This is a genomic window from Klenkia taihuensis (assembly GCF_900112525.1).
GTDB lineage: Bacteria > Actinomycetota > Actinomycetes > Mycobacteriales > Geodermatophilaceae > Klenkia > Klenkia taihuensis.
In genome coordinates, this window is the sequence record NZ_FOMD01000002.1 from 187,493 (window position 1) to 202,318 (window position 14,826).

Sequence of the window (14,826 nt, forward strand, 5' to 3'; positions counted from 1 at the left end):
GGGCTCATCCTGCCGCGAGCTCGACCGCCCGCTGCAGCACGGCGTCGAGCATGGGTTCGGTGAGCCGGCCGGTGAAGGTGTTCTGCTGGCTGACGTGGTAGCTGCCCAGCAGGGTCAGCGGGCCCCGCGGGCCCTCGAGGGTGACCTCGGCGCCGTGCCCGAACCGGGGCCGCGGGCGCGGCAGCGGGTACCCGGCCGCGGCGAGCACCGGCAGCAGGGCCGACCAGCCGAACCCGCCGAGCACGACGGCGACCCGCAACTGCGGCAGCAGGTCCAGCTCCCGGGCCAGCCAGGGCGAGCAGGTGTCCCGCTCGGCCGGGGTGGGCGCGTTGTCCGGCGGGGCGCAGCGCACCGCGGACACCACCCGGCACCCGGTGAGCTCCAGCCCGTCGTCCGCGGCCACCGACGTGGGCTGGTTCGCCAGCCCCGCCCGCCACAGGGCGGCGAAGATCCAGTCGCCGGACCGGTCGCCGGTGAAGATGCGGCCGGTGCGGTTCCCGCCGTGCGCGGCCGGCGCCAGCCCGACGACGGCGATCCGGGCGTCCGCCGGGCCCAGCCCGGGGATCGGCCGACCCCAGTAGACCTGGTCGCGGAAGGCCGCCCGCTTGGTGACGGCGACCTCCTCGCGCCAGCGCACCAGGCGCGGGCAGGCCCGGCAACCGCAGACCCGCTCGTCGACCGCCGCGAGGTCCGGCGCCGACCGCGCCGAGCGGAGGACCCCGGCCGGGGTGCGGGTGACGGGGTAGCCGTCGGCATCACGCGCCATCCACCCAGCAGAGCACAGCCGCGCGGGCGATGATCCCCGGGTGGCGAAGAAGCAGAAGGTGAAGACCCCGGCGCTGTACAAGTTGCTGGGCCCGGCGATGGCCATCCCCACCGGCATCGTGGTCAAGAAGGTGGCCGACCAGGCGTGGATCGCCGTGAAGGGCAGCCCGCCTCCCAAGAACCCCGACGTCCCCGGGGTCACCTGGGGCGACGCGATCGCCTGGGCCGCGGTGTCCGGCGTGCTCGTCGCCGTCGGCCGGCTGCTCGCCGCCCGGGGCGCGGCCAAGACCTACACCGCCCTGACCGGCAAGTTCCCCACGAACGCCAACGCCGACAGCGCCGCCTGACCTCAGCGCAGCGAGAGCGCGATCCCGTCCAGGATGTCGTGCTCGCTGACCACCACCTCGTCGATCGCGAGGGCGTCCATCACCACCCGGAGCACCAGCGACCCGCCGCCGATCACGTCCACCCGCCCGGGGTGCATGACCGGCAGCGCGGCGCGCCGGGCCCGGGTGGAGGTCAGCAGGCCGGCGGTGACCGAGCGGACGGCGCCCACCGGGATGCGGGAGCCGTGGATGGTCGCGGCGTCGTAGGCGGGCAGGTCCATCGCCAGCGCCGCGACCGTGGTCACCGAGCCGGCCAGGCCGACGAGGGTCGCCGCCTCGTGCACCGGCACCTCGGCGACGACCTCGACCAGGGCGGCCCGGATGTCGGACTCGGCGCGCTGGATCTCGTCGGCGGTCGGGGGGTCGCCGTGCAGGTGCCGCTCGGTCAGCCGGACGCAGCCGATGTCGACCGACCGGGCCGCGCGGACGCCGTCGTCGTCCCCCAGCACGAACTCGGTCGACCCGCCGCCGATGTCGACGACGAGGTAGGGCGCGGCCGGGACGGCGGCGCCGTGCGCCGCGGCGGCCGCGGCGAGCGAGCCGGTGGCGCCGGCGAAGGACAGCGCGGCCTCCTCCAGGCCGGGCACCACGTCGGGCAGCTGGCCCAGCACCGACTGCACCATGCCCTCGAAGTCGGCGCGGTTGGCGGCGTCCCGGCTGGCGCTGGTGGCCACCATCCGGGTGCGCTCGACCCCCAGCTCGCGGGCCTGCTCGGCGTACTCGGTGAGCACCACCCGGGCCCGCTCGATCGCCTCGGGTGCCAGCCGGCCGGTGGCGTCCACGCCCTGGCCGAGCCGCACCACCTCCATCCGGCGCAGCACCTCGACCGGGCCGCCGGTCGGGCCGACGTCGGCCACGAGCAGGCGCAGGGAGTTGGTGCCGCAGTCGACGGCCGCCACCCGGGTCACGGGGTCCCCTCCGGGTCGGTCGGGAGGGCGCAGGGGCCGCGGTCCCACCACTCCCCCATGCCGTCCAGCGCGCGGTCACCGATCGGGTTGACGCCGCGGCCGGCCGCCAGGGAGTGCGCGGCCAGCGCGTGCAGGCACTTGACCCGGTCGGGCATGCCGCCGGCGGTGGCGCGGGTGGGCAGCACGTCGACGGCGTCCCGGGTGGCCAGGAACGCCTCGTGCGCGCGGGTGTACGCGGCGGCGAGCTCGGGGTCGGTGGCCAGGTCGGCCTGCCACTCCTTCATCGCGCCGGCGGACTCCAGCCGGCTCGCCGCGGCCGAGGCGCGCGGGCAGGTCAGGTAGTACAGCGTCGGGAAGGGCGTGCCGTCCTCGAGCCGGGGCGCGGTCTGCACCACGTCGGGCTGGCCGCACGGGCAGCGGTGCGCGACGGCCACGAGGGCCCGCGGGGGTCGGCCGAGCTGGCGGGCCACGACGTCGCGGTCGTGCTCGCTGACGGGTTCGCTCACCCGCCGGATTCTGTCAGCCGCCCGAGCCGGCTGTGCCGTCGGCGGTGGTGATGGACTCCAGCAGACCCTCGTACCAGGGCGGCTGCTCGGTGTCCTGGGCGGCGTCGGGCGTCTGCGCCGGCTCCTCGCCCTCGACGACGGTGCCGTCGGCGACGACGACCACCCGGTCACCGGGCAGCACGAAGTTCAGCCGTTCCCGGGCCTGCTGCACCACGTAGGCCGGGTCGGACTGCCGGTCGAGCTGGGCCTGCAGCTGCTGCTGGCGCAGCGACAGCGCCTGGTTGTCCGCGGCCAGCTCGGCCAGGGCCTGCCGGCCCGCGACGAAGCTGCGCACCGGCCCGGCCAGGGTGAGCAGCAGGACCAGCACCAGGACGCCGAGCAGCACCGCACGGCCGGTGACCAGCGGCGTGCGGCCGGCCGCGGTGGCGGTGCGGGCCGGCCGGCGGGTGCGCCGCCGGCCCTGCCGGGCGTCGGCGGCACCGCGGCCGCCCGAGGCGGACGGGCGGGGCGCCGCACGACGACGTCCGGGCGCGCGCCCGCCCCCGCCGGGCGTGGAGCCCCGGCGGGGGCGGGCGTCGGCCACGGGTCGCGCCCCGCTCAGGAGGCGGGGGTCAGCCGCGGGAAGGCGGCGGCGCCGGCGTAGCGGGCGGCGTCGTCGAGCTCCTCCTCGATGCGCAGCAGCTGGTTGTACTTCGCCACGCGCTCGGAGCGGGCCGGGGCACCGGTCTTGATCTGCCCGCAGTCGGTGGCGACGGCGAGGTCGGCGATCGTGGTGTCCTCGGTCTCGCCCGAGCGGTGGCTCATCATGCAGCGGTAGCCCGACCGGTGGGCCAGGTTGACCGCGTCGAGGGTCTCGGTGAGCGTGCCGATCTGGTTGACCTTCACCAGCAGCGCGTTGGCCGCGCCCTGGGCGATGCCGTCGGCCAGGCGGGCGGGGTTGGTGACGAACAGGTCGTCGCCGACGATCTGCACCTTGTCGCCGATGGCCGCGGTCAGGTCGACCCAGCCCTCCCAGTCCTCCTCGGACAGCGGGTCCTCGATCGAGACGATCGGGTAGGCGTCCAGCAGGCCGGCGTAGTACTCGGTCAGGTCGCCGGCGGTCAGGCTCCTGCCCTCGAAGGCGTAGCCGTCGGCCGAGTGGAACTCGGTCGCCGCGACGTCGAGGGCGAAGGCGATGTCGGTGCCGACGGAGTAGCCGGCCTTCTCCACGGCCTCGGCGATCAGGTCGAGGGCGTCGCGGTTGCTCGGCAGGTCGGGGGCGAAGCCGCCCTCGTCGCCCAGCCCGGTCGACAGCCCGCGCTTCTTCAGCACCGACTTCAGCGCGTGGTAGACCTCCGCGCCGGTGGCCAGGGCCTCGGCGAAGGTGGCCGCCCCGACGGGGGCGATCATGAACTCCTGGACGTCGACGTTGGAGTCGGCGTGGGCACCGCCGTTGACGATGTTCATCATCGGGACGGGGAGCACGTGCGCCGACGGGCCGCCCACGTAGCGGAACAGCGGCAGACCGGTGGACTCGGCCGCGGCCTTGGCGACGGCGAGGCTGACGCCGAGGATCGCGTTGGCGCCCAGGCGGGACTTGTCGGGGGTGCCGTCGAGGTCGATGAGCGCCTGGTCGACCAGCCGCTGCTCGGTGGCCTCGAAGCCCACGAGCTCGGGGCCGATGACGTCCAGGACGCCGTCGACGGCCTTGGTCACGCCCTTGCCGAGGTAGCGGTCGCCGCCGTCGCGGAGCTCCACCGCCTCGAAGGCACCGGTGGAGGCGCCGCTGGGCACCGCCGCGCGGGCGATCGTGCCGTCGTCGAGGGCGACCTCGACCTCCACCGTCGGGTTTCCGCGCGAGTCGAGGATCTCCCGCGCGCCTACTGCATCGATGCTGGCCACGGGGCGCAGCCTATCGGGGCCGCGCCGGTGCGGGACCATGGCCGCGATGACCGACCGACCGCCCACCCGCACCCACCGCCGCGCCCGCACCCAGCTGCTGGCCGGGCTGGCCCCCGTCCTCCTGGTCGGCGTCGTCCTGCTCGTGGTGCTCGCCGTCCGGCTGGGCGCCGCGCAGGAGCCGCTGGCCCGGGCCACCGCCACCGCGACGGCGACCGTGCAGTCGGTGCAGGACCGCTCGGTGACGGTCACCTGGACCGACGCCGACGGGGGGCAGCAGCGCGGGGTGCTGCAGCTGCGCGAGGCCGTCGCCGTCCCCGACGGCACCGAGGTGCCGGTGCAGTACGACCCGGCCGACCCGGCGGCGGTCTACGCCGACGGCGACGCCGCGCACACCGCGGTGCGCGACGTCCTGTTCGGCCTGGTCGTGGTCGTCGTGGCGGTCCTCGCCGTCGCCGTGGCCACCCTGCGGCGGCTGGTGGGGCGCCCCCGCCTGGCCCGGTTGCCGGTCACCGCCGCGACCGGCACCCACGTCGTCGTCCGGCAGGGGCTGCTGGTGCGCAGCTGGCTGGAGCTGACCACCGGCCGCGGGGTCCGCTGGGTGCCGGTGCACTGGGCGCCCGAGCTGGACCGGATGCGGGCCGACGCACCGGTGCAGGTGCACGGCGACCCGGCGAGCGCGACCCGGGTGCTGCCGGTGGTCGACGGGCGGCAGGTGTGGCCCTCGGGCCGGGTCCGCCGGACGGCTCCGCGCGGCGACGTCCGGCAGGCCCCGGTCGACCCGGACGCGACCGACCAGCCACTGGGCCGGCAGCTGCGCGGTGACGCCGTGGCCGTCGTGCTCGCCCCGGTGCTCGGCCTGCTGTGGGCCTACGTCGACGGCAGCGGGCCGGCCGGGTTCGTCGTGGCGTCGGTGCTGGGCGCCGCGCTGCTGTTCTGGCTGCCGCAGCAGCTGGGCTCCTCCCCCGCGCCGGCCGGCACCCGCGGTCAGGACTGAGCCGCGGCGTCCAGCTCGGCGGCGTAGCGGCGGACGGCGCTGCGCAGCGCGTCCTCGACGTCCCACCCGCGGTCGGCGGCGGCGGACACCACGCCGAGCAGGTGCTCGCCCAGGGCCGCCTGGTCGGGGGCGTCCAGCCCGGCGGGCGGCGGTGTGGGCAGCCCGGCCCGGCGGGCGCGGGAGACCAGGGCCGCTCCCCACGCGGCGGCCGACTGGGTCGTGGAGACGCCCTCGGTCGGCGAGCGGCGCTGCTTCTCCTTCCTCTTGATCTCCTCCCAGCCCGCCTCGACGCCGGCGACGTCCTTCGGGCCGGCGTCGCCGAACACGTGCGGGTGCCGGCGGACCAGCTTGTCGACCAGCTCCCCCGCGACGTCGTCGACGTCGAACCCGGTCGGGGACTCGGCGGCCACCCGCGCGTGGAAGACCACCTGCAGCAGCACGTCGCCGAGCTCCTCGCGCATGGCGACCGGGTCCTCGTCGGTGATCGCGTCGTAGGCCTCGTGCGCCTCCTCCAGCAGGTAGCGGCGCAGGGAGGCGTGGGTCTGCTCGGCGTCCCAGGGGCAGCCGCCGGGCGAGCGCAGCCGGTCCATCACGGCGACGACGTCCAGCAGCCGGGCCCCGGCCGGCTCGGGGGCGGCCACCACGACCGGGGCGTCCCCGGCCTCCTCGGCGGTGAGCAGCACGACGTCGTCCGGCCCGGCCGCCGTGGCGTCGGTGGCGTCGAGGACCGCCACCCCGGCCTCGCGCAGCACGGCGGCGGTGGCCGCGGCCCCGGGGAGCGCGTGCACCGCGGGCGCGGCGGCCAGGGCCTGCCAGGCGGCGGGCCCGAGCAGGCCGGGGAGGCGGGGACCGACGACGAGGAGGGTGGGCACCCGCTCAGTCTCCCGCGGAGCCCCCGCCGAGGATCTGCACGACCCCGCCGTCGCCCTCGACGACCTGGCCGTCGTCGAGCGCGCCGTAGCGGGGGTTGACCACGACGTCGAGGTCGGCGCGCAGGCCGTCGACCAGCGGCTGGGCGGCGTCGGAGGCGGCCTGCCGGGCCTGGTCGGTGAGGCTGCTCTCCAGGTCCTCGAACGGCGGGAAGGTCACCTGGCCGACGACGACCCCCCCGGTCTCGGCGACCGGGAGGGTGAAGACGCCCTCGGGCAGGGTCTGCTGCACCGGCGTGGCGAGCACCGGGGGCAGCTGGTCCAGCGTGCGCTGCTGCGGCGCGGCGAGGGTGTAGGTGCCCGCGTACTGCGCGGCGAGCGCGGCGTAGCCGGCCGGGTCGGCGCGCAGCTGGGCCGCGACGGCGTCCGCGGTGGCCTGGTCGGGCACGGTGATGTAGCCGAGCTCGAACTGCTGGCCGGCCTGCGCCGCGTCCTCGTAGGCGGCCTGCAGCCCGGCGTCGGAGAGGTCGGCCAGCCCCTCCGCCTGCGCGACCTCCTCCCGGAGCAGCAGCTCGCGGATGATCTCCCGGGCGTCGTCGCGGGTCAGGCCCTGCTGCTGGGCGAGCTGGGTGAACAGCGTGTCCTCGTCCTCGCCGGCCAGCAGGTCGGTGATGCGGGTGCTGACCTGCCCCTCGGTGACGTCGACGCCGTAGCGCTGCTCGACCGCGTCGTAGACCCGCTCGCCGATCATCAGGGTGAGCACCTGGCGGGTGAAGGCGCCGCCGTCCTGCCCGGCGGCGTAGGAGGCGATGTCGGGGTCGGCCAGCCGCTCGTCGACGGCGGCCTGCAGCTGGCCCGTGGTGATCTGCGCGTCGCCGACGTAGGCCGCGACGTCGGGCGACGTGCGGCACCCGGCGAGGCCCAGCACGGCGAGCCCGAGCACCAGCAGGGACACGATCGGACGTCGGCGCACGGGGTGACCTTCTCACGCCCGACGTGATCTGCGACTCAGCCCGCCGCGGGTACCCGTCCCCCGCGCAGCAACGCCACGGCGGCGGCCAGCGCCACGGCGCAGCCCACGACGGCGGCGACCGCCCACCCCCGCCGCACCTGCTCGTCGAGCAGCCAGTGCCCGATCGCGGCCGGGACGACGGTGCTGACCACGTACATGACCGCCAGCACCGGGACGGCGGGCGCACCGGCCAGGCCGCGGGTCAGGTGCAGCTGACCGAGCAGCAGGCCGCCGACGGTGGCCAGGCCGGCCAGCCAGACCGCGCCGGGGAACGCCCAGAACGCCCACCACCGCTCGGGCAGCTCCGACACGAGCACCCGCGCACCCACCGCGCCCACCGAGAAGCCGACCCCGGCCAGGGCGCCCGACCCCCAGGTGCTCGCCGGGACCAGGACCCCGGCCGCGGCGACCGCGAGGCCGGCGACCAGCCAGCCGAGCACGGGGCCCTCGACGACGGCCGGCCCGGGCAGGGTGGCCGCCGACAGCAGGGCCAGGCCGGCCACCGTGCCCAGGACGGCGACCGCCTCGCCGCGACCGAGCCGCCGCACGCCCGTGACCTGCTGCAGCACCGCGGTCACCGCCAGCGCCGCCACGATCGCCGACTGCACCACCAGCAGCGGCAGGTCGTGCCGGGCGACCAGCGCCAGCAGGAAGGCACCCGCCTGCAGCGCCGTGCCGGTCCACCAGGTGCGGGAGCGCAGCGGCGACCCGGCGGCCTGCGCGCCCGTGCTGAGCCGGTCACCGGCGACGCCGTAGCAGAGCACGGCGCCGGCCAGCGCCGCGACGGCCAGCGTCATGCGGCGACCGGCTGCTCCAGCACGGACGTCAGCAGTGCGTGCAGCTTCTCCAGCAGGGCGACGTCGCGCAGCGGGGTGCGGCGGTCGGGGCCGACCGGGACCTTGAGCGAGACGGTCTCGACCTGTGACTTGTAGGTGGCGCCGTCGGCCAGGCGGGCCAGCTTCATCTGCTGGGACTCCCGCAGCACGACCGGCGAGATGCGCACGTTGCGCCCGGCCATCGACACCTCGGTGACCCCCAGCTTGCGCACCGCCGCGCGGAACCGGGCCACGGCCAGCAGGTTGAGCACCGGTGCGGGTACTGGACCGTAGCGGTCGGTGAGCTCGTCGAGCACGGCCTGCGCCTGGCCGTCGTCCTGCACCGAGGCGACCTTGCGGTAGGCCTCCATCCGCAGCCGCTCGCCGGGCACGTAGTCGTGCGGCAGGTGCGCGTCCACCGGCAGGTCGACCCGGACGTCGACCGGCTCGGCCGGTGCCTCCTCGCCGCTGACCTGGGCGCGGTAGTCGGTGACCGCCTCGCCGACCAGCCGGACGTAGAGGTCGAAGCCCACGCCGGCGATGTGGCCGGACTGCTCGCCGCCGAGCAGGTTGCCCGAGCCGCGGATCTCGAGGTCCTTCATCGCCACCGCCATGCCGGCCCCGAGGTCGGTGTTGTGCGCGATCGTGGTCAGCCGGTCGACCGAGGTCTCGGTGAGCGGGCGGGTCGGGTCGTAGGTGAAGTAGGCGTAGGCCCGCTCCCGGCCACGACCCACGCGGCCCCGGATCTGGTGCAGCTGGGACAGGCCGAAGGTGTCGGCCCGGTCGACGATCAGGGTGTTGGCGTTGGGGATGTCCAGCCCGGACTCGACGATGGTCGTGGCGACCAGGACGTCGTACTCCTTCTCCCAGAAGCCGACCATGATCCGCTCGAGCTCGTGCTCCTTCATCTGGCCGTGGCCCACCGCCACCCGCGCCTCGGGCACCAGTCGGCGGATGGTCGCGGCGGCCTTGTCGATCGACTGCACCCGGTTGTGGATGACGAAGACCTGGCCGTCGCGCAGCAGCTCGCGCCGGATGGCCGCGGCCATCTGCTTGTCCTCCCACGCGCCGACGTAGGTCAGCACCGGGTGCCGCTCCTCGGGCGGGGTGAGGATCGTCGACATCTCCCGGATGCCGGTGAGGCTCATCTCCAGGGTGCGCGGGATCGGCGTCGCGGACATCGACAGCACGTCGACCGCCGTCCGCATGGTCTTCAGGTACTCCTTGTGCTCGACGCCGAAGCGCTGCTCCTCGTCCACGATCACCAGGCCGAGGTCCTTGAACCGGGTGGTCGGCTGCAGCAGGCGGTGGGTGCCGACGAGCACGTCGACCTCGCCGTCGGCGAGCTTGCGCAGCGTCTCGTCGCTCTCGGCCTTCGACTGGAACCGCGACAGCGCGGCGACGGTGACCGGGAACTGGGCGAACCGCTCGGAGAAGGTCTTGAAGTGCTGGTTGGCCAGCAGCGTCGTCGGCACCAGGACGGCGACCTGCTTGCCGTCCTGCACCGCCTTGAAGGCCGCCCGGACGGCGATCTCGGTCTTCCCGTAGCCGACGTCGCCGCAGATGATCCGGTCCATCGGCACCGACTGGGACATGTCGGCCTTGACCTCGTCGATGGCCGCCAGCTGGTCGGGTGTCTCCTGGAACGGGAAGGCGTCCTCGAGCTCGCGCTGCCAGACGGTGTCGGGGCCGAAGGCGTGGCCCTTGGTGGCCATCCGGGCGGAGTAGAGCCGGATGAGCTCGGCGGCGATCTGCTTGACCGCCTTGCGGGCCTGGCCCTTGGTCTTGGCCCAGTCCGCGCCGCCCAGCTTGGACAGCGCCGGTGCCTCGCCGCCGACGTAGCGGGTCAGCTGGTCCAGGGCGTCGGTGGGCACGAAGAGGCGGTCCGGCGGCTGGTTCCGCTTGCCGGGCGCGTACTCCACGATCAGGTAGTCGCGCTGGCCGCCGTGCACGGTGCGGCTGACCATCTCGACGTAGCGGCCGATGCCGTGCTGCTCGTGCACGACCAGGTCGCCGGGCTGCAGCTGGACCAGGTCGACGGCGTTGCGCCGGCGGGCCGGCATCTTCTGCGCGTCGCGCATGCTCGTGCCGCGCTGGCCGGTCAGGTCGTGCTCGGTGACCAGGGCGAGCTTCACGCCCGGCAGCGCGAACCCGGACTCCAGGTTGCCCTGGGTGACGTAGGTCAGGCCCTCGTCCTGGGGGGTGGCGATGTCGGGCACCAGCCGGACGCCGAGGTCGGCCTCGGTCAGCTGGTCGGCGGCGCGCTGCGCGGGGCCCGGCCCGGCGAAGGTGAGCACGACCCGCCAGCCCTCGCGCGACCACTCCCGCAGCCGGGCGGTGGCGGCGTCGGCGTCGCCGTGGAACCGGTCGACGCCGGTCGCCTGCAGGGTGACGTGCTCGTCGTCGTCCTCGACGGCGAGGGTGAAGGCACCGGTGGTCCACCAGGGCAGGCCGCGGCCCCGGGCGTCGTCGGCGACGTCCTCGAGGTCGCGGAAGCTCGAGGCGCCCAGGTCGACCGGCGCCTGGCCGGCCTCGGCGGCGGTCTGCCAGGACGCGGCGAGGAACTCCTCGGCGGTGCGCACCAGGTCCGCGGCTCGGCTGCGCACCCGCTCGGGGTCGCAGACCAGCACGTGCGTGCCGCGCGGCACCAGGTCGGTGAGCAGCTCCATGCGCGCGGACCCGATCAGCGCCGGGATGAGCGCCTCCATGCCCTCGACGGCGATGCCCTCGGCGAGGGAGTCGGCGACCTCGGCCAGCTCGGGGTGCTCGACCGCCAGCGCCCGGGCCCGCTCGCGGACCTCGGGGGTGAGCAGCAGTTCGCGGCACGGCGGTGCCCACAGCCGCTCGGGCCGCTCGTCCAGCGACCGCTGGTCGGCCGCGGAGAAGTACCGGAGCTCGTCGACCTCGTCGCCCCAGAACTCGACCCTGACCGGGTGCGGCTCGGTGGGCGGGAAGACGTCGAGCAGGCCACCGCGGACGGCGAACTCGCCGCGCTTCTCGACCAGCTCCACGCGGGTGTAGGCGGCATCGACCAGCCGCTGGGCGACGGCGTCGAGCTCGGCCTCGTCGCCGGGCCGCAGCTCGACCGGGGTGAGGTCGCCGAGGCCCGGGGTGAGCGGCTGCAGCAGGCTGCGCACCGGGGCGACGAGGACGTCGATCGCCCCGGTCGCGGCCTCCGGGTGGGTGAGGTCGCGCAGCACGGCGAGCCGGCGGCCGACGGTGTCCGCTCGGGGGCTGAGCCGCTCGTGCGGGAGCGTCTCCCACGCCGGGAACACCTCGACCCGGCGGTCGGGGACGAAGCAGCGCAGCAGGTCGGCGGTCGCGTCGGCGTCCCGCTCCCCCGCCGTCACCACCAGGACGGGGACCGACGCCCCGGGCGACGGCGCGGCCAGCGCCGCGGCGACGAGCGGTTGCACGGTGGGCGGGGCGGTGACGGCCAGGTCGGCCGCGCCGGCCCGGCCCACCACCCGGGCCATGCCGGGGTCGGTCAGGACGACGTCGAGCACGCCGCGCAGGCTCACGAGGGGGTACTCCATCGGGTCCGGGCCGCACCGCTCACGCAGCCCGTGCAGGTCGCACGGGCGCGCGGGGGGCCGTCGTCCAGGTTAGTCCGCGCCGGGCGGGGTGCGCCCGTGGTCAGCCGGCCGCACCCCGGAACACCAGGAACGGTTCCCCCGGTGCGGGCTGCACCCGTACGGTGACGTCCCCGCGGGCGCCGTCGTCGACGCTGAAGACGTACACGCCGGTCGCCGTCCCGCCCGGGGGCAGCTGGCCCTGCAGCGGCGCCGTGGACGGGTCGTCCACCGGCGAGGCGGGGGTCAGGTCGGGGCCGGTGAGGAGCTCGACGTAGCTGCCGTCCAGCGACAGCGTCCGCCCATCGCCGGTCAGCTCGACGGTGACCCGCAGGGCCGGGCCCGAGACGTTGCCCACCCCGCTCCCGGTGGCCTGCACCGCCTCGACCACCACCAGCCGGCCCGACACCACGCCCGGCACCGTGGCCCCGGCGTCCAGCGGCACCGCGGGCAGCTCGGCGGGCCGCTGCTCCGCCGCCCCGCCACCGGGCGCGGCCGCCGTGGTCGGGGCGGTCGCCGTGCCCGGCGCCGCGGACGACGTGCCCGACGCCGTCGTCGGCAGCGCGGGGCCCTGCACCGGCGCGGAGGACGACGTGGGTGCCGCCGTGGTCGCCGACGGGGAGGCTGCGTGGTCGGTCCGCGGCTGGTCGTCCCCGCCGGTCAGCACCAGGGCGAGCACGACCGCCACGAGCAGCCCGGCGCCGGCGAGCGCCAGGACCGGCCTGCGTCTCACCCCGCGGCCGGTCCGGTGCCCGGGGCCCCGGCCCACACGTCGTCGACGAGCACCTGGGTGCCCGTCGACGCACTGCCGGACAGGTAGGCGGCGACCCCCACCGCGCCGGCCCGCTGCAGCTCGGCCTGGCTGTCGGTCGCGGTCAGCTGCGGGGTCGCCGGGGCGGTCCCGCCCCGCGCCCACGCGCTGACCCGGAGCGTCGTCGTGCCGGTGCCCCGCGCCTCCAGACGGACGACCGCACCCGCGCCGAGGCCCGGCAGCACCGTGCTGCCCAGGACGGTGTCCGCCCCGGCGACCCGGCGGGCGAGGACCAGCTGCACGCTGCCGTCGGCCTGGAACCGGGCGGTGAGCCGGTAGGCCGTCGACCCGGACCGGCGCGCGTCCAGGTAGACGTAGGTGCCGCCCCCGGTCGGGGTGGCCGACACCGACAGGGCCGCCTGCAGGGCGACGTCGGTGCCCTGCGCGGACTCCAGGGTCGCCGCCGCCGACCGGCCCGGGGCCGGCAGGGACAGCACCCCGCGCTGCCCGTCGACGGAGGTGGTCGCCGTGGAGCTCACCGTCCAGGTGCCCCCCACGTCGGCGGTGCCCCACCCGGCGGTCGAGGTGCGGGTGAAGGAGTCCTGCGCCAGTGCCGTGGTGGTGGGCGGCGGCGGGGTCGTGGTCCCGCCGGTGGTGGTGATGGTGACCGGGGCGGAGGTGACCACGTTGCCGAACGGGTCGGTGGCGCTGACCCGGTAGGAGTGCTGGCCGTTGGCCAGCCCGGTGTCGGTGAAGGTCGTGGTCGGTCGGTTCCACCAGGTCGAGGACACCGGCACCTGGTGGACCGGGGTGCTGCCGCCGTCGCGGAACACCCGGTACACCAGGGTGCCGTTGTCCTGGTCGGTGGTCGCCGGCCAGCTCACCCGGGCCGCACCGCCGCTGGGCTGGCTGACCGACGGGGTGAGCTGGGCGGCCACCGGGCCCACCCGGTTCGGCGCCGACGCCGGCACCGCGAACCGGACGAGGCCCTGCTGGGCGGTGCCGTTGACCCGGGGGAACTCCCCGCCGTAGACCACGTACTGCGCGTTGCCGGTGACGTTCCACCCGGCCTGGTACTGGCCGGTGACGGTGCCGCTGGAGAAGGTCGGGAACCAGGTCTGCAGCGCCGGGGCCGGCTGCCCGGTGAAGTTGCGGTTGCGCAGCGTCGCGGTGCCGACGGTGCCGACCGGCGCCTGCGAGAACGCCAGCCCGAACAGGTTCACCCGGGGGTTCTGCTCGGGGTAGCCGCCGATGTTCCCGCAGTCGTGGGCGTGGGTGGCCACGTAGACCGCCCCGCCCTGCGCGAAGGTGGAGTAGGTGTCGCCGTGGCAGTCGTCGATCCACACCACACCGCCGCCGTCGGCCCGCGCGGCGAAGGCGCCCTCGAGGTTCCCTGGGCCGTAGTAGTCGTAGCCGCTGCCCCACACCGTCGTCCCGTCGGTCGACAGGCTCCAGACCGCGGAGTTGACGCCCTGGTTGGTGATCAGCCGGTTCACCGCGAACGACCGGGTGGCCCCGCTGACCGGGTCGAGCGCGCCGACGCCGGTCGACTTCGTGCCGTTGAGGCTGTCGAACCGGCCCGCGGCCACGACCTGGCTGCCCCCGCCGGTGACCACGAGGGCCAGGACGGCGTTGCTGGTGACCGTGCTGCCGTCGCGGTTGCCGGAGGTGGACCCGACGCCGGGCTGCGGCGCCCAGGGCAGCAGCGCGCCGGTGGAGGCGGTGAACGCGGCGAGCCGGTTGCGGCCCACGCTGCCCACGCTGGAGACCGAACCCCCGGCGTAGACCGTCGTGGCCGTCGCGGCCAGTGCCCGCACCTGGCCGTAGACGGCGGGGGCGAAACCGCTCACCAGCGCCCCGGTGGCCGTGTCGTACGCCGCGACCCGCAGCCGGCTCTGGCCGTTGGCCACCGTGAAGTCGCCGCCGACGTAGAGCCGCGAACCGTCCGGGGAGGCGGTGACGACCAGTGCCTGGGCGTTGAGGTCCGGTGCGAACGAGGTGATCAGCTGGCCGGTGCGGATGTCGTAGGCGAGCAGGTTGTTCCGGACCGTCTCCTGGGTGCCGGGCGCCGCCCCCGCGGGCCGGGCCCGGGTGAACTTGCCCGCGACGTAGACGGTGGTGCCGACGACCACCTGCGACCACGCCACACCGTTGATCTGCACGGTCGGCAGCGGGTCCGCCGAGACCGTCACGGGGGCGGCCGCGGTGGCGCCGCCGGCCGGGGCGGTGTCGGCCCGCGCCGGCGCGGTGGCCAGCCCCAGCAGCAGCAGGGCCAGCACCAGGGGTGCCACGGACCGGCGGACGGTCGACGTCGTCATCGGGCTGCTCCTCGCGTGGAGGGCGTCCCCTCGAGCCCTCGCGGCGCAG

At 76.0% G+C, this 14,826-nt stretch carries 13 protein-coding genes; 2 read left to right on the plus strand and 11 right to left on the minus strand.

The window, feature by feature from the left end; genetic code table 11:
- Nucleotides 1-4 precede the first annotated feature (4 nt).
- A complete protein-coding gene (locus BM158_RS08790; RefSeq protein WP_091556800.1) occupies nucleotides 5-766 on the minus strand; it encodes a uracil-DNA glycosylase in 762 nt (253 codons plus the stop codon).
- A 40-nt stretch (nucleotides 767-806) separates the two neighbouring features.
- On the opposite strand from BM158_RS08790, the gene BM158_RS08795 reads away from it, so the two are divergent.
- On the plus strand, nucleotides 807-1,112 hold the full coding sequence (locus tag BM158_RS08795; RefSeq protein ID WP_091556802.1) for a DUF4235 domain-containing protein: 306 nt from the start codon (nucleotides 807-809) through the stop codon (nucleotides 1,110-1,112).
- A 2-nt stretch (nucleotides 1,113-1,114) separates the two neighbouring features.
- Here the strand turns inward: BM158_RS08795 and BM158_RS08800 are convergent, their stop codons facing one another.
- The 4 genes from BM158_RS08800 to eno are packed head-to-tail and all read right to left on the minus strand — an operon-like array spanning nucleotide 1,115 to nucleotide 4,446.
- Nucleotides 1,115-2,059, minus strand: a complete 945-nt coding sequence (locus BM158_RS08800) for a Ppx/GppA phosphatase family protein (RefSeq protein ID WP_091556804.1) — start codon at nucleotides 2,057-2,059, stop codon at nucleotides 1,115-1,117.
- Complete coding sequence (locus BM158_RS08805) at nucleotides 2,056-2,565, minus strand: DUF501 domain-containing protein (RefSeq protein WP_091556806.1); 510 nt, start codon at nucleotides 2,563-2,565, stop codon at nucleotides 2,056-2,058. The genes BM158_RS08800 and BM158_RS08805 overlap by 4 nt, the downstream gene beginning before the upstream one ends.
- Nucleotides 2,566-2,578: 13 nt before the next feature.
- Nucleotides 2,579-3,148, minus strand: a complete 570-nt coding sequence (locus BM158_RS08810) for a septum formation initiator family protein (protein WP_091556808.1) — start codon at nucleotides 3,146-3,148, stop codon at nucleotides 2,579-2,581.
- Nucleotides 3,149-3,162: 14 nt separating this feature from the next.
- Complete coding sequence (gene eno, locus BM158_RS08815; RefSeq protein ID WP_091558594.1) at nucleotides 3,163-4,446, minus strand: phosphopyruvate hydratase; 1,284 nt, start codon at nucleotides 4,444-4,446, stop codon at nucleotides 3,163-3,165.
- 46 nt (nucleotides 4,447-4,492) lie between these two features.
- Here eno and BM158_RS21750 point away from each other — a divergent pair, with 46 nt between their 5' ends.
- The gene (locus BM158_RS21750) at nucleotides 4,493-5,440 is read left to right on the plus strand and encodes a DUF3592 domain-containing protein (RefSeq protein ID WP_165628873.1); all 948 of its coding nucleotides are present in this window, start codon (nucleotides 4,493-4,495) and stop codon (nucleotides 5,438-5,440) included.
- On the opposite strand, the gene BM158_RS08825 is transcribed toward BM158_RS21750, so the two are convergent.
- From BM158_RS08825 to BM158_RS08850, 6 genes are all read right to left on the minus strand, one after another.
- Nucleotides 5,431-6,312, minus strand: coding sequence for a nucleoside triphosphate pyrophosphohydrolase (locus BM158_RS08825; protein WP_091556811.1), 882 nt, complete (start codon nucleotides 6,310-6,312; stop codon nucleotides 5,431-5,433). The genes BM158_RS21750 and BM158_RS08825 overlap by 10 nt on opposite strands.
- 4 nt (nucleotides 6,313-6,316) lie before the next feature.
- On the minus strand, nucleotides 6,317-7,282 hold the full coding sequence (locus BM158_RS08830) for a SurA N-terminal domain-containing protein (protein ID WP_091556813.1): 966 nt from the start codon (nucleotides 7,280-7,282) through the stop codon (nucleotides 6,317-6,319).
- Nucleotides 7,283-7,317: 35 nt separating this feature from the next.
- Nucleotides 7,318-8,118 carry a hypothetical protein gene (locus BM158_RS08835; protein WP_091556814.1) on the minus strand — a complete coding sequence of 267 codons (801 nt, stop codon included), beginning with the start codon at nucleotides 8,116-8,118 and terminating at the stop codon, nucleotides 7,318-7,320.
- Complete coding sequence (gene mfd / locus BM158_RS08840) at nucleotides 8,115-11,672, minus strand: transcription-repair coupling factor (protein WP_091556816.1); 3,558 nt, start codon at nucleotides 11,670-11,672, stop codon at nucleotides 8,115-8,117. Before mfd ends, BM158_RS08835 begins: the two co-directional genes overlap by 4 nt.
- Before the next feature lie 100 nt (nucleotides 11,673-11,772).
- Nucleotides 11,773-12,441 (minus strand): DUF4352 domain-containing protein, encoded by a 669-nt coding sequence (locus BM158_RS08845; RefSeq protein ID WP_131802002.1) that lies wholly within the window; start codon nucleotides 12,439-12,441, stop codon nucleotides 11,773-11,775.
- Nucleotides 12,438-14,777, minus strand: a complete 2,340-nt coding sequence (locus BM158_RS08850) for a hypothetical protein (RefSeq protein ID WP_091556820.1) — start codon at nucleotides 14,775-14,777, stop codon at nucleotides 12,438-12,440. Before BM158_RS08850 ends, BM158_RS08845 begins: the two co-directional genes overlap by 4 nt.
- Nucleotides 14,778-14,826: the final 49 nt, after the last annotated feature.